The 15,162-nt window shown below is 45.9% G+C and carries 14 protein-coding genes; 7 read left to right on the forward strand and 7 right to left on the reverse strand.

Going from position 1 to position 15,162, the window contains the following annotated elements:
- Positions 1-9: 9 nt before the first annotated feature.
- The 4 genes from GT360_RS21580 to GT360_RS21595 all read right to left on the reverse strand — a co-directional run bounded on the left by GT360_RS21580 (position 10) and on the right by GT360_RS21595 (position 4,585).
- Entirely contained in the window at positions 10-2,766 is a 2,757-nt protein-coding gene (locus GT360_RS21580) for a cation-translocating P-type ATPase (RefSeq protein WP_164651072.1), read from the reverse strand.
- Between the two features lie 64 nt (positions 2,767-2,830).
- The gene (locus tag GT360_RS21585; RefSeq protein ID WP_164651074.1) at positions 2,831-3,160 is read right to left on the reverse strand and encodes an SMR family transporter; all 330 of its coding nucleotides are present in this window, start codon (positions 3,158-3,160) and stop codon (positions 2,831-2,833) included.
- Positions 3,161-3,170: 10 nt separating this feature from the next.
- Positions 3,171-3,545 carry an SMR family transporter gene (locus GT360_RS21590; RefSeq protein WP_164651075.1) on the reverse strand — a complete coding sequence of 125 codons (375 nt, stop codon included), beginning with the start codon at positions 3,543-3,545 and terminating at the stop codon, positions 3,171-3,173.
- Positions 3,546-3,655: 110 nt separating this feature from the next.
- Positions 3,656-4,585, reverse strand: coding sequence for a LysR family transcriptional regulator (locus tag GT360_RS21595; RefSeq protein ID WP_164651076.1), 930 nt, complete (start codon positions 4,583-4,585; stop codon positions 3,656-3,658).
- A 316-nt stretch (positions 4,586-4,901) separates the two neighbouring features.
- Between GT360_RS21595 and GT360_RS21600 the strand changes: the two genes are divergently transcribed.
- The 5 genes from GT360_RS21600 (at position 4,902) to GT360_RS21620 (ending at position 8,811) form a co-directional block, all read left to right on the forward strand.
- On the forward strand, positions 4,902-5,564 hold the full coding sequence (locus GT360_RS21600; protein ID WP_164651077.1) for a Crp/Fnr family transcriptional regulator: 663 nt from the start codon (positions 4,902-4,904) through the stop codon (positions 5,562-5,564).
- Between the two features lie 140 nt (positions 5,565-5,704).
- A complete protein-coding gene (locus GT360_RS21605; RefSeq protein ID WP_164651078.1) occupies positions 5,705-6,787 on the forward strand; it encodes a baeRF10 domain-containing protein in 1,083 nt (360 codons plus the stop codon).
- 339 nt (positions 6,788-7,126) lie between these two features.
- Positions 7,127-7,972: a magnesium transporter gene (locus GT360_RS21610; RefSeq protein ID WP_164651079.1), complete on the forward strand. Its 846-nt coding sequence runs from the start codon at positions 7,127-7,129 to the stop codon at positions 7,970-7,972.
- A gap of 28 nt (positions 7,973-8,000) precedes the next feature.
- Positions 8,001-8,438, forward strand: coding sequence for a hypothetical protein (locus GT360_RS21615; RefSeq protein WP_164651080.1), 438 nt, complete (start codon positions 8,001-8,003; stop codon positions 8,436-8,438).
- Positions 8,439-8,442: 4 nt separating this feature from the next.
- Positions 8,443-8,811: a hypothetical protein gene (locus GT360_RS21620; protein WP_164651081.1), complete on the forward strand. Its 369-nt coding sequence runs from the start codon at positions 8,443-8,445 to the stop codon at positions 8,809-8,811.
- Positions 8,812-8,909: 98 nt separating this feature from the next.
- Here GT360_RS21620 and cspE read toward each other — a convergent pair whose 3' ends face one another.
- Positions 8,910-9,116 carry a transcription antiterminator/RNA stability regulator CspE gene (gene cspE, locus GT360_RS21625; protein WP_164651082.1) on the reverse strand — a complete coding sequence of 69 codons (207 nt, stop codon included), beginning with the start codon at positions 9,114-9,116 and terminating at the stop codon, positions 8,910-8,912.
- A 289-nt stretch (positions 9,117-9,405) separates the two neighbouring features.
- Complete coding sequence (locus GT360_RS21630; protein ID WP_164651083.1) at positions 9,406-10,284, reverse strand: LysR family transcriptional regulator; 879 nt, start codon at positions 10,282-10,284, stop codon at positions 9,406-9,408.
- A gap of 188 nt (positions 10,285-10,472) precedes the next feature.
- On the opposite strand from GT360_RS21630, the gene GT360_RS21635 reads away from it, so the two are divergent.
- Together GT360_RS21635 and GT360_RS21640 are read left to right on the forward strand one after the other, a co-directional pair.
- A complete protein-coding gene (locus GT360_RS21635; protein WP_164651084.1) occupies positions 10,473-11,048 on the forward strand; it encodes a class I SAM-dependent DNA methyltransferase in 576 nt (191 codons plus the stop codon).
- Between the two features lie 137 nt (positions 11,049-11,185).
- Positions 11,186-11,857: a hypothetical protein gene (locus GT360_RS21640; protein ID WP_164651085.1), complete on the forward strand. Its 672-nt coding sequence runs from the start codon at positions 11,186-11,188 to the stop codon at positions 11,855-11,857.
- A 326-nt stretch (positions 11,858-12,183) separates the two neighbouring features.
- Here the strand turns inward: GT360_RS21640 and gcvP are convergent, their stop codons facing one another.
- A complete protein-coding gene (gcvP, locus tag GT360_RS21645; RefSeq protein ID WP_164651086.1) occupies positions 12,184-15,045 on the reverse strand; it encodes an aminomethyl-transferring glycine dehydrogenase in 2,862 nt (953 codons plus the stop codon).
- Between the last annotated feature and the right edge of the window lie 117 nt (positions 15,046-15,162).

Below are 15,162 nucleotides of genomic sequence, written 5' to 3' on the forward strand. Positions count from 1 at the left end.
GCTTTTGGATTAAAGAAACTTTACCCGAGTCAGCTCTTTGATTGCAGAAAGAGCAAACGTTGGCAGGGCAGCACCGATAATAATACCAATTAAGTGTTCTGTACTCAGAGCTTGAGTGTTAAACACTAGCTGGCCTAGCTCGGTATACACAACACCAAGAGAAAGCGTTGTGGAGATAGCGATTGCCGCAAGCAAATACGGGTTAGTAAACGGTGCAATTCGATAAAGCGTTGTCATCGAACGACTATCGAATAAGTGCCACAGCTGACCAAAAATCAGCGCAGTAAAGGCCGCCGTTTGTGCATATTCCGCAGTTTGATTGTGGCTAAGCATCCAGCTAAACACACAGTAGCTCAATCCACCAAGGGCAAGACCACGAATAATGATCTGCATGCCAAGGCCGTCTGAGAAGAAGCCTTGATCACGCTTACGCGGTTTACGCTGCATCACGTTACGCTCTTCAGGCTCCATACCTAACGCCAGTGCTGGAATTCCATCTGAAATCAGGTTAACCCATAAGATCATCAGTGGTGTGAGAGGAAGCACCACTTCTGGTCCCATGCATAGGAAGGCAAATAGGATCACAGACACTTCCGCCACGTTGGCGGTGAGCGCTTGACGGATAAATTTACGCAGGTTGTCGTAAATCTTTCGGCCTTGGCGCACCGCTTTTACAATGGTGCTAAAGTCATCATCAAGTAGAATCAGGTCACCAGAGTCTTTCGCCACGGAGGTTCCGGTTATGCCCATTGCCACACCGATATCTGCAGCTCGAAGTGCAGGAGCATCGTTCACACCATCACCGGTCATCGCAGCCACCTCGTTGTTGGCTTGCTGAGCCTTTACGATTCTCAGCTTATGCTCTGGCGTCACTCGAGCATAAACGGCGATGGTTGGACAGATCTTCTCTAAGTCGTGATCCGTCATCTCATCGAGCTCAGCACCCGTGATCACCTTGTCATCAGCATTACGAATCATGCCAATATTTCTGGCAATGGCTTTGGCCGTTGCAGCATGATCACCTGTGATCATTACCGTTTTCAGTCCCGCATCGTGACATTCTTGGATGGCTGCTTTCACTTCAGGACGTGGTGGGTCCATGATGCCAAAGATACTCAGTACGGTGAGCTGTTTCTCTAGCTCTTCTGCTTCAAGCTCGATGTCACTCTCATTAATAAATCGGTAACCGACAGCAAGAGTACGCAATGCTTGTTGTGCGAAATTGTCTATCACTCCATTGAAGCAGACATTAGCAACCTTGGTTGTCTTATCATGATCTTTACGGTCTTCAGCATGTCTTGTCGGTAGCAGCGGCAGTGATTGTTGTGTATCAACACTCCCTTTTGCTGCTTTAGTTAGCATCACATCGGGTGCGCCTGCTGATGCGACAAAGTAGCGGCCTAGAGGATCGCGAACAATGGCAGAACCCAGCTTTCTCGTAGAGTCAAAAGGGAGCTTACGAACAATTTTATAGCCCACTTTTTCAGTCAATGCTGAAAGGGTAATCCCTGCTTTTTTTGCGGCAACAATCAGTGCACCGTTGGTTGGGCTGCCATTCACTGCCCAGTTACCATCATGATTAGAAAGCTCAGCATCATTACACAGCGTGCTGACAACCAGCGCTGTGGTAATCACATCATTCTCGTGTAGGTCTTGTGCACCGTTTTGAGGAACAAATCGACCGGAAGGGTCAAAGCCACTTCCAGTGATCCACCAGTACTTACCACTAACGTCAAAGGCTTCGGTTACCTGCATTTGGTTTTGGGTTAGAGTCCCGGTTTTGTCAGAGCAGATGACGGTTGTAGAGCCTAAAGTCTCTATTGCGGACAAGTGCTTGGCTAGGGCATTGCTTTTAGCCATCTTGTTAGAGCCCATGGTCAATACAATGGTAAGAACCGTCGGTAGGCCTTCAGGAATGGCAGCCACTGAAAGTGATATACCAGTGGTTAGGATATCAAGCCAATCCATGCCATAGCGATAGCCAATCAAACAGATAACCGCAACCACTGAGAGGCCTGCAATTAGAAGAATTTTCGCCAATGTGTCCATACGCACTTGCATTGGAGAGCGAGTTTCTTCGGTAGAATCAAGCATTTCTGCAATATGGCCGACTTCTGTTTGCATACCGATGGACGTGACGACACCAACTCCGTTTCCTCCAGTGACTTGAGTGGTCATAAAGCCCATGTTGGTGCGATCTCCCAGTGAGATGTTTTCATCTTCTAAAACGGTATTCGCTTTTTGTACTGGCTCTGATTCACCGGTTAGCGCTGCTTCATCAATCGACAAGTTGTGCGTTTCCAGTAGGCGCATGTCGGCGGCTAAGATGTCACCTGTTTTGATTTTTACAATGTCTCCGGGAACGAGTTCAATCGCAGGAATGTCGACCCAGCGACCTTCTCTGCGAACCTCAGCCGATGGGGCTGCCATCTGCTGGAGTGCTTCCATACTTTTATTCGCTTTGTATTCCTGCCAAAACGAGATTCCCGTGTTGATGAGAATGATCACCGCAATCGCGATCGCATCAACCAGGTGTCCGGTGAGCCCTGAAACGATGCTGCCCACCAGTAGGATGTAGACGAGAGGGTTCTTAAACTGCTCGAAATAGATTGCCCAAGCAGATTTTTTGGCTTGGGTTGTGATTTCATTCTTACCAAATGAATTGTATCTAGCGTCAATTTGCTTCGGAGAAAGGCCTTTCGAAACGTCGACTTTGAGTTTACTGATGACACTCGAACAGGAGAGAGTATGCCAACTTGTGCTCATAATTTTGCTTCCGGGTTTGAGAAAGCCCTAGTGGATAGCTAGGGCTGAATAGAAAAGGGTTGGGTTACGCTGACTTGAGGACAACAACCGCAGCGATAACGGTAAAGATACCCGCCCAACCAATAGGCTTAAGCTTCTGACCTAGTAGGAAGTACCCACCAAGTGCCGTACCCAAAATACCAATGGCTCCCCAAGTTGCGTACGCAACCGCAAGGTCAATGCCTTTTACTGCTTGTGCAAGCAGTGTAAAAGCGCCAAGCACTAGGAAGATGGCAGTGAAACCGTATTTCTTGATTTCAAAGCCTTTTGACTTTGATAGGTACATGTTAGCGACAATGTCTAGAAGAGCCGCAATAACAACAAACGCAAAGTAAATATTAAAAATTGGGTGCATTTTTTAGCTCCTATTTGTTCATCGTGATGTGTTCGTCTTTCGAAGGGCAAGGCATTGGTTCGTGCTCTTCACCCAGCGTTACCATCACGACACCAGCAACGACTAATGCGAGGCCGAATAACTCTTGACCGCTTAAATCTGAACCGAAGTAGAAAATGGAGACGACGGTAATCAGAGCTATTCCCAGCCCTTCCCAGCAGGCATAAGCCACACCGATAGCAATTTTTTTTGCAGCCAGTGCTAAGAAGTAATAAGAGATGGCGATAAGTACATACATAAGGCCGTAATTAAATAGGCTTCCACTTTGACCAGCGATATTCATTGAGCTTGTGCCAGCTACTTCAGAAATAATGGCTAGTAAGAGAAAGAATCGTGCAATAATCATTGTTTCCTCTACAGGTATATATAATAAAGAGATGCAACGCTCTGTGTCGTTGCATCGACAATATAAAGATTACCTAAAAATGAGTTTTGATAATGAATAACTGCTATTCGTTATTGAAACAGCATTGCCTTGCCCTTAAATTCATTTTTTAGCATAGTGTTAATGCACTGAGTCAGGGGGTGGTTTCTTTTAGACTGTAAGAATCCACCATATATTTGGTAGCTACTGTTAGATGAGATATTTGAAGGCGTATAAATATCGAGATCTGTGAAGTTTTTGGCGGTTGCCGGGCTACCAAACATAATCGCATCAGAAGAGGAAAGGTAAGCAGAAGCAGTACGTAGATTCGTCGTTTCGAACACAATGTTTGGCTCCAAGCCATTATCAATGTAGAGATCGAGATAATCCGTATTGTCAGATGCAAGCCCTGGTGCTGGGATAGAAACCATAGGTAAAGACAGAAGATCCTCCAGTTGATGGTCGTGAGACAACACTGGGTGATGTTTCCTAGCGATGATGACGTTAGGTTCATCATAGAGCTTCTCTTGATAAATGGTTTGTGGCAATGAAACGGTTTGGTCAGTTATACAATAGTCAAACTCACCAAGCTTCATTGCTTGAATGGATTGAGCATCCCAAGTGCTAAAGATGAGCTTGGAGTGAGGAAACGCTTGAGAGCACGCTTTTGTAAGGCGTTCTGCTTGTTCCTCTAAAATGAAAGGATCAATAACGATAGAGATGGACCTATCGTAGGAAGCAGGGTCAAATTCGGTAAATTCGCCGAGTGCGAGCTGAAGAGGAACGAGCATTTCATCCGCTGCGCTAGCCAGTTTTTGAGCAAGCGCTGAAGGCTCCATACCATGAGCACTGCGGGTGAAAACATTTTGGCCAAATACATCGTTTATTTTTCTCACATTGCGACTGACACTGGCTTGTGAGATCCCTAAATGAAGCGCTGTCGCCTTAGTGCTTTTGTATTTGACGAGTGTACGAACAACAGAAAGAAGGTTTAAGTCGAAATTGTCTAGATTTGAGATCATTTGGCTTACTCTGCTAATGGTTAGACAGTTTGCGCGTCACCTTTATGGCTGATATCCCAAACGCTAGCTCCTCTCGTTCCTTAGTGACGGGTCAATGTGAGCCGTTGGGAAGAGCCTAACTGATAGTTGAAATTTCGGCATAGATTAAAAGCAGGGTTGGGAAAGTGAATGCACTGAGAGTGCGCGAGCTGTTTTTGCTTCTACTGAACTCGAACTTCAGTGGAAAATTTTGAGGTATTTTCTTGAGCATATGGGCTTTATAAAGACAGTAATGAATAATAAGCTATTGATAAGTGTTCAAGATTAAGGCGGCACCATGCAAGGCTATGAAGAGTTTCAAAAGCGATTTGAATTTTCACCAGAGCTGAGAAACGCCCTATTTGAAAATGCACAATACCAAACTTTTGAAGCAGGTGAAGAGATCATTGCGCAAGGTGATACTCTAGATTCAATAGGTTTCGTCCTTGAGGGCGTGCTGACGGGCAATAGAGGCAACTATGATGGTGTAGAGCGTATGATTGGTCTCGTGGGGGCGGGTGATATCTATGCTGAGACAGGGTTGTTTCACACCACTAAAGCGTTTTGTACGTTTCAAGCGGTAACCGATTGCACGGTGCTTGTCGTACCCAATCAAGTTATTGAGACGATTGATAACAAGTTGGAAATGATGGAGTTTCTATTTTGGTCGCAATCAAAAAAACTACAGTATACGAGCATGATTCACTTTGCGAGTACAGAAAGAGATAAAGTGATCAAGGTGGCTGCTATTTTAGAAGCAATAGCCCATTACAGCCATTTAGAGGACATTCCTCTAACCATAGAGCAGTTAGCCAGCTTTTTAGGGATGTCGAGAAATACAGTTTCGAAATCTTTACGCGAGTTAGAAAAACGCGGAGCCGTAGAAATAGGTAAGGCTGGTATTCGTATAAAAGAACGGTACTTACTCACTATTGATGGTTCAGGTAAGAAACTGTTTTAAAGAATTAAAAACAAAGGTAAAGCTATCTATTAATCGTAGATGACATGAACCTCACCCTACAAAATAAATAGTATTTTATTGCATAAATATGGCAAGGACGCTCTACATATTAAAGATAATTTAATTTAATAGAGATTACTATGAATAACACGATTCAAGATTTGTTTGGCTCATTAAGAGAGTATATTGAACATCACCAAAGCACTAAATCAAATATGATGACGGTGTACGCGAATATTGATCCTAGCGTTCGCGACAACCAACGTGAACGTCCAGCTTGGATGATTGAGTTGAAAAATCAGTTTGATCAACTGTCAGACGCGCAAAAGCGTGAAGCAGAAGAAGCGGTAGGTTCGGCTTTAACGTGGGAGTTTATCGAAGAGCGTACGCTGGAAGCATTCAAAGAGCACGAAGCAAAAGGTAAATCAGCGATGATTTTGACCGATTTTGTCGATGGCATCATGGTTGATCTGCCTCTTCCAGTGGATAACAAAGTGTATTTTGGCTTACCGCAGCTATCGCACCTGATGTCTCAACTGCACCGTTACGGCAAGTACTTGGTGGTTCTGTTCTCTGAGACGGAATACCGCATTATTTCAGCCAAGCTCAACACGTTGGGCTCGGAAGAAATTATCGAGAGCGGAATGGAAGTGGGCGTATCACTTCGACCGGGTGGCAAGAAGTCTCGCACCCAGGCGTCAGAGCGCAGAGAACTAGATTCAGAAGCGCGCTTATACAAGCACGCGGCGAGCGAGATCAGTGCTTATTTCCTAGAGAATAGCGAGTTTGACCGCATTATTTTTGGTGGCAACCTGAAAATTGCTAACCAAGTGAAAAATGCCCTTCACCACAGTGTGTCTGAAAAGCTGGTAACGATTGAGCCGATTGCATTTAACGCTGAAAACAAAGAGATTGAGCGAATTGTCCAAGCGATTGCCAGTGAATACGAAGCGGTTCGCGACGTTACCTTAATTCAGGAACTTGTGACGCGCCGTAATGTGTGTGGACGCACTGCCTTTGGTCGTGAAGAGGTTATTGAGGCATTAAACAGTGGTCAAGCCCAGCGTGTTTACTTGCCTTACCCAATTGTGGCTGAGAAATTCAACCAGATTCTAGTGGAGTCAATGGCGAACAATGTCGACATTGAAATCATTCATGGCGAAGCTGCAGAACGTTTAATTTCTCTGGGTGGAGTGGGCGCTACGCTTTATTACCTAGTGTAAGGAAAGCTCATGAACGGCAGACACATCAACATTCGGTCTAGTGTCTGTATGGGTTTAGGCCGTACCCGTTTCGGCTCTATCAAGGAAGGTAGAGTCGGACAAAAATTCGAGAGGCTGCCGAAAGACTGGCATCAACGAGGGGCCTCTTGAGGTCGTAAGCGACCAACCTTCGCTCTCATCATGGATGGGGGAGCGCTTTTTAATAGCGAATGGAGGCAACGTTGTATGCGAGCAGCACATAGCTCGTATCTCTATCAAGAGCGCAGAACGCCTATCTTCTAGTAACACGGTTGAACTGATGGTTCTGGCTGAGCGTTCAGGTTAATCAGGAAAAAGACAATGGGTAATCAAGAGCCTATTTGTACCGAAGATCTATCAATCTTTTCCTCCGCAAACAGAAATGACTTTATCGAGAAATTTATAAGTCTCGATGACGAAGAAAAGATTCGAATACTGAGAATACTCTGTGTCGAAGAGTCCGTTAAAATTTTATCTGAGCTGCCCATTTCCAAGGTTCAGAAGATAATCCAAAAAATTGAGGCGAAAGGCCTAGATTCTTTAGCGAGTCACCTCTCTCATCAACTGGGATTTATCCACTCGGAAGCCGAGCCGGACCATGATTATTTAACCACCACCGTGATCGAGCACGTTAAAGAGCGCGTTGGGTGGATTGTGATGCTTGCATTACTGGGTATCGTCTCTGGCGTGATTATTTCTCAGTATGAAGACACCATTAGCCAACTGATTCTATTAGCTGTCTACATGCCGGTTATCGCGGCGGCTGGTGGTAACACTGGAAGCCAAGCGGCGACCTTGGTTGTGCGGTCTCTCGCCACCAATGAGATTGGTTTGAGAGATTGGTTCAAAGTGCTGTGGAAAGAGAGCCAGATTGCCCTTTGGTTGGCGAGCATCCTCTCCACTGTGATTATCATGCGAGTACTGCTATTTACCGATTCTTCATCCGTGGGTGAATTTTCAATATGGATGATCGCGGTAGCGATAGCCATTGCCCTATTCATACAAGTCACCATCTCAACCGTTGTTGGTGGGTTACTACCGATTTTTGCTCGCGCGTTGCGACTTGATCCTGCTGTTTTGGTTAGCCCCGTGCTGGCCTCCATTGTCGATATCTCAGGGATTTGGATCTACTTCAATGTCGTGAGTTATGTATTAGATATCAATTAACTAGAAACCAGTTATAACGAGAAAAATTATGATGATTAACGAAACCAAGAGTGTTCTGGGTGTGCTCGGTTGTTACTTAAAGTTAGATAATACCCATAAGAACAAGATATTAAGCTTGTACATTAACACCGACTTCCGTGATGCAGACAATCACGATGCGCCTCCACGTTGGCAAGTCGATTTGAGTGCAGAGATAGAGAGCCTGCGAGTGGAGTTTGGTGATGAAGCTATCCAGCATATGGACTGCTCTCTCACCTGGCTGAAGGTTGAAGAGCGATTGGTTGAACAGGTGATGCAGATTCGTCCGCAAGGTCGAGCGATTGCTATCTTCACCGATTTCATTGATGACGTATTTATTGAGTTGAGTAATCCGGTGCAAACGGAGGCGCATTTCGGCATTCCAGAGATTGCGACTGTGCTAACATCACCATGTATACGTCAAATTTCTCACTATCCATTTCTGTAGGTTAATGATGATGACTGAGGTAATGCCGCAGCTATCGGAACGCGAAATTAGAGCATTGGAAGCGCTGTATGAATTAGAGAAAAACTCTGGAGAAGCGGTCTATGTGATCGACGAACACGTCGGAGTATGGCTGTCTGATCTAGAGTTTGAAGATGAGCAAATGATCCTGAATGATTTGGGGTTGTTCACCATAGAGCATCAAACGCTCTCAAACTTGATAAAGCACCGTACGGTCTACAAACAAGCTTTGTGTGACACGATATCGAAATTTAGATCGGGTTATAAGCTTACGTCCTGTGCGAGAGCTATGTTAGCTGCGAATCGAATGGGTAGCTTAGACGGTGCGACGCTTGCACGCTCATTTAATGTCTAACCTCCTATCTTATTTACCCTCCAAGTTTTTCATATCAAGCACATACAAAAAAGCCTTGCTCAAGAGCAAGGCTTTTAGAAACTGTATTAAACGGTAACTTATAGTGGAGTTACGTTTGCAGCTTGAGGACCTTTAGGACCGTTCTCAACGTCAAAAGAAACTTTTTGACCTTCGTTTAGAGTTTTGAAACCGTCAGAAACGATTGAACGGAAGTGTACGAATAGGTCTTCGCCGTTTTCTTGAGAAATGAAACCGAAACCTTTAGTTTCGTTGAACCATTTTACTGTACCAGTAGCTTTAGACATAGTATGTCCCCTTTGTATTTGATTAATATGATGCGCTAGAAGTAGTAATTATTTAGACGACAATAACGAAGGGTAGGACAGTGTATAACCACGATGGAACAACTGGAGAACTAACTTTTACGGTATTTCTAAAACAACTCTATTACCAGAGCACGGGCTACTATACAGCAATTGGTAGGAATAGATAGTCATTTGTGCAATCTCTCTTGATTCAGCGATGAGGTCGGCTGAGTTGTGTGAGTGTATAACGCCAATCTACCTTGTTGCTTATCTCACAACTCTTCATTAACTAAAAGCCAAATAGGTAGTCACTGATCTGATCCGCAAGCCAGGACATTCCCTCCTCTTCTGCCATACCTGCGGAGAAGTACATACAAAAGTCTTGTTGAGTCAGGCCATAGGTATGTTTGATGACGGCGAGCTCTTGGTCTCGGAGTTTTTGGCGGATGAGTGGCTCTGGGAGCACACCCCAAGCATTTTCCTGTTGGATTGTGTTGAGCATAAACTCGAAGCTGGAAAAGCCTAGGTACTTTAAAGCAAAAGGTTCGAGTTCAGGATTCTCTTTTTCGTTGAGATACACCATGAGGGCTTGCATATATTGCCTTAATTTATCGTCGCTGACTCTACGAAGCTGCGCCAGAGGGTGATCTGCGCTACACACTGACATCATGCGAATCTTGCCAAGGGGTTGATGCACGAGCTTAGGATCTTCTACTCGCTCATAATCAACACCAAACGCAAAATCGACCTGCTGCGTCTCAACTAAGTTGGCTAAGTCGCCGCTGGAGGCCAATACGAAGTTAAAGGAGGTAGCTGGGAAGCGATTGTTCAAGGTGTGAGCCCAATCTTGCCAGATGCTGTCGGGGATAGCATCGTCGCGAGCAATCCATAACTCGGCAGAGAACTCGCCGTTAATTTGCGCACAGGTTTGGCGAATTCGTGCAGAGGTCGCTAGCAAGTTTTCACAGTCTTTTAAAATCGCCTTACCCGCTTCTGATAGCGCCAAGTGATTGCCAGTGCGGTCAAATAGGGGAGTGTCGAGGTCGGTTTCGAGCGCTTTGATCGCCATACTGAGCTTGGTTCGGTTGCATTCTAGTTGGCGAGCGGCTTCTGATACAGAGCCCGTTGATGCCACAGTGTAAAACGCTTCAATTTGCGAGAAATTCATGATGTTCGACATCCTGTAACGGATAAATGTTATACAAACAGTTAACTATGAGTGCTTTATCTTTGATAATGCCGACGAAATTGGCAAGCACTGCTTGATTATAACGGTAAGTTAGGGTCTATTTAAGGCGTTATGACAAATACACTATGTTGTTTGGCCTGATAATTTGAGGCTTTAGGGAGAGAAAGATGGCAGTAGATTGGGATGCTGTAGCAGAGACTTGGGAACACAACGAAGCAGTTCAAACCTTCGCCGACCAAGTGTTCGCGTCACTGAGTGAGTTAACCCAGGTTTCCAATAAAACCATTCTTGATTTCGGCTGTGGCACAGGAATGCTGAGCCAGCAATTGGCGCCAATGGCAAAGAGTATTGTCGCGCTGGATAGCTCTGAAGCGATGATTGAAGTGTTAGAGGAGAAAAACCTCTCCAACGTTGAACCTGTCGTCGACATGCTTACGCGTGGCTTAGTCGCTCAACATCCTGCTTTTCGAGGGCAATTTGATCTTGTTGTTGCGTCTTCCGTGTGTGGGTTCATCCCAAGCTTTGCTGATGCGTGTGACATCATCTACTCGATTTTGGAAGATGACGGCCTGTTCGTTCACTGGGACTGGGAAGCAGCAGACGCAGAAGAAGGTTTGACCAAAGATAGAGTTGAGCAGGTATTGAGCTGCGTTGGCTTTAAAGACGTCACAGTCAAGGACGCATTTACCATACAAACGGAACAAGGCCCGCAGAAAGTGATTATGGGTATTGCGAAAAAATAGTGTTTCTTGCATCTTCTAATAAAACCACTTGCTGTTCACACCAAGTGGTTTTTTTGTCTCTAAATTTCTGTAGAAGGTATAGATTTTTACTCAAATGCCGATATAGAACTGTCGACTGAATACACCGGAGCCCGAGCATGAAAAAATTGTTAATGATCATTCTGCTGCTGCTTGGCGTTGCGTGTGCAGCCGGGGGGTACTACCTATTCATCTATAAAAATGATGAGGTGCCTGACGCTTCCATCGAAGAAGTGGCTGAGCTTGAAATAGTAGAAAGTGAAGTGCAGCAGCCTATCTTAGATTTAGAGGCAGAAAAGCCTCGAATCAAAGAGTATTACGTAGCGGAGCCAAGAATAGGCGTTCGTGAATCGCGAGTACAAGAAGCCTTTGTCGAACGTGAATTGTTCCGAGGGGAAAAAGTCGTTGTGCTTGAGGAAAAGGACGGCTGGGGAAGGATCTCTTCTTACTTCGTTTATCAAGAAGGCGGCGACGAAGTTGCGGAATGGGTTCAGCTTTCAGAGCTTCAAGAACAACCTCCAGAGATATCAAAAGAAGAGCGCTACGAGACGGTCAAGCTCTCCATCCAGGGTTCCGATGACTTCTTGTTATATCAAGAATCTTTTACCAAACATTCCGACCGGCTCATTGAGCAGAAAACCTGTGACTTGCTTGATTTCGAAGAAAGCAGTGGCTGGATGCGTTCAATTAACTACCCAGACAGACAAATCTATTTTGTCTACTGCGGTGGTTTGCGCCCCGCAGACAAAGTCTACCTAGATGTCCTTTCTGGAGATATCTTCTTTCCATAGATTTGATTGAGTGAAGACAAATACCTATTAATAGGTATATAAAATCGTATTAGGTACGTTATTATGTGCATGTTTCGACATCATCACCCCCATCATGAATTTTACGACGTTGTGATGAGCGCACTTATTATCTAAAAGCGGTTTTTCGAAATAGTGGCTTGTGAAAGTGTGTGAGTCCCACTTTGCTTACTGATTATCACCGTAGTCAGCAGCCATCTTTACTTGTCTTGAGTTTCGCCCTCACTGGATAGTGAGGGCTTTTTTTGTTTGGAAGATATGTAAGGCAACTGAGTCTATTTCTGGTACAGAAATATCACCATCACAGCTTATTCATAGTTGTCAATCGAAGGACAAGAGCAGATCAAATTGCGATCCCCATATACATTATCCACGCGGTTCACTGTCGGCCAGTATTTCCATATGTGGGTAGATGGTGCTGGGAAGCAGCCAACTTCACGCGAGTATGGGCGCTTCCAAGTGTCAGATGCTAGGTCTACTTGCGTGTGTGGGGCGTTGACTAGTGGGTTGTTGTCTAGCGGCCACTCACCATTTTTAACCTTGTTCATCTCCTCTCGGATGGCAATCATTGCTTCGCAGAAGCGGTCAAGCTCTTCGAGATCTTCTGATTCTGTTGGCTCAACCATCAAGGTACCTGCCACAGGGAACGACATGGTTGGCGCGTGGAAACCATAATCCATCAGACGTTTGGCAATGTCTTCTTCACTAATACCCGTCTCTTCTTTCAGAGGACGAATATCAATGATGCACTCGTGAGCAACACGGCCATTATTGCCGCGATACAACACAGGGTAGTGCGGACGTAGGCGCTCCATCACGTAGTTTGCGTTGAGGATAGCTACCTTAGTTGCGTCTGTTAGGCCTTGTTCACCCATCATGGCAATGTAAGCCCATGAGATAGGCAAGATAGAGGCGCTACCTAAATCCGCTGCCGAAACCGCATATTCAGACCCTTCTACACCATTTTCGATGTGACCAGGCAGGAAGGGGGCCAGGTGAGATTTGACACCGATAGGCCCCATACCAGGGCCGCCGCCACCGTGCGGGATGCAGAACGTTTTGTGGAGGTTTAGGTGTGACACATCTGAGCCAATAATACCTGGCGATGTGAGACCAACCTGAGCGTTCATGTTTGCGCCATCTAGGTAAACTTGACCGCCTGCAGCGTGGACCATCTCACACACCTGTTTCACCTGCTCTTCATACACGCCGTGTGTTGAAGGGTAAGTGATCATAATGCTTGATAGGTTTTCTGCATGCTTTTCGATTTTCGCGGCTAAGTCATCAATATCAATGTTGCCATCGTCATCACACTTCACTACCACAACTTTCATCGACACCATGGATGCCGTCGCAGGGTTAGTACCGTGCGCTGAGCTTGGGATCAAACACACATTACGGTGCGCTTCACCTCGGCTCTCATGGTAGCGTTGGATTGCAATCAGACCTGCGTATTCACCAGAAGCGCCAGAGTTAGGTTGCAGTGACATTGCGTCGTAGCCGGTGATTTCACATAGCTTCTGTTTTAGGTCTTCAGCCAGTGCAGCGTAGCCTGCCGCTTGATCTGCTGGTGCAAATGGGTGGATAGCGCCAAACTCTGGCCAGGTTACCGGAATCATCTCTGCAGCTGCGTTGAGCTTCATGGTACAACTACCGAGGGGAATCATACCGTGTGTTAACGAGAAGTCTTTGTTTTCAAGCTGCTTCAGGTAACGCATCATCTGGGTTTCGCTGTGGTGCGTGTTGAAAACTGGGTGAGTGAGGTAAGTGGAGGTACGACGCAGAGATTCTGGAATTGCAGCGAACTCATTGTTGGCGATTTCTGATGACAGAGCAGTGATGTCTTCATTGATAGCGAATACAGCAAACAGAGCGCGGATATCGTCCAGTGTGGTGGTTTCATCACAGCTGATACCAAGCTGGTTTGGCAGGCAACGTAAATTCAGGTCGGCAGCAAGTGCAGTGTTGTAAAGGCTCTCAGTCTTATCGCCACTTTCAATGGTAATAGTATCAAAGAAGCTATTATGGCTGAGCTCATACCCTGCCTTAGTTAAACCAGCGGCAAGAATGGCGGTCATGTGGTGAGTGCGTCGAGCGATAGTACGAAGCCCTTCAGCACCGTGGTATACGGCATAGAAGGCTGCCATGTTGGCAAGTAGCGCTTGTGCAGTACAAATGTTCGATGTCGCTTTTTCACGGCGAATATGTTGCTCACGCGTTTGCATTGCCATGCGTAGAGCTTGATTACCATTTGAGTCGATCGACACGCCAATCACGCGGCCTGGCATTGTGCGTTTGTGTTTATCGCGTGTTGCCATGAATGCAGCATGTGGGCCGCCATAACCCATAGGCACACCAAAGCGCTGAGCAGAACCAATTACAACATCCGCGCCCATTTCACCAGCAGGTTTGAGTAGTGCAGAGGCAAGTAAGTCTGTTGCCACGGTGACTAAGGTCTTGTTGCTTTGAGCTTGAGCAATGATATCCGTCAAGTCGCGAACTTCACCCGTTGTGCTTGGGTATTGGACTAGTGCACCAAAAACATCTTGCTCTGTAAGTGTTTCCAACGCGCCAATCGTGACATCAAAGCCAATGTATTTTGCACGTGTTTTGACAACTTCGATGGTTTGCGGGTGAACATCATCGGCAACAAAGAAGGTTTTACTTTTGCTCTTGCCTGCTCGTTTACACAACGTCATAGCCTCGGCAGCGGCGGTTGCTTCATCGAGTAGGGAGGCGTTGGCGATCTCCATGCCAGTCAGGTCCATCACCATCTGCTGGAAATTCAGCAGTGCTTCTAAACGTCCTTGTGAAATCTCAGGTTGGTAAGGGGTGTATGCTGTATACCAGCCAGGATTTTCGAATACATTGCGTAAGATGACGTTCGGTGTGAAGGTGTTGTAGTAGCCTTGACCGATAAAGGTACGCTTTACTTGGTTTTTGTCTGCAAAGACGCGCATTGCGCTGAGCATGTCAGATTCGCTTTGCGCAGCAGAGAGTTCAAGTGGGCGCTCTAATCGAATTTGGCTTGGCACTGTTTCATCGATAAGTGCGTCAAGGCTGGTGGCGTTGATCGCCGCAAGCATTTTTTGTTGATCAGCGAGGTTGGGGCCATTGTGTCGTGCCACAAACTCATGTTGAGTGCTGAGACTTTTCAGTAAGTCAGTCATTGAAACCTCTCCTCATGAGGGCTTGCTTGGCATGGTATGGTTTTAATAGTGGTTATTGCCAAGGTTTAAAAAGCTGCCGACAGTAATCAGAATGCCTTTAGGCCGAGCGCCTCTAGC

Source organism: Vibrio astriarenae (assembly GCF_010587385.1).
GTDB classification, from domain to species: Bacteria; Pseudomonadota; Gammaproteobacteria; order Enterobacterales; family Vibrionaceae; genus Vibrio; species Vibrio astriarenae.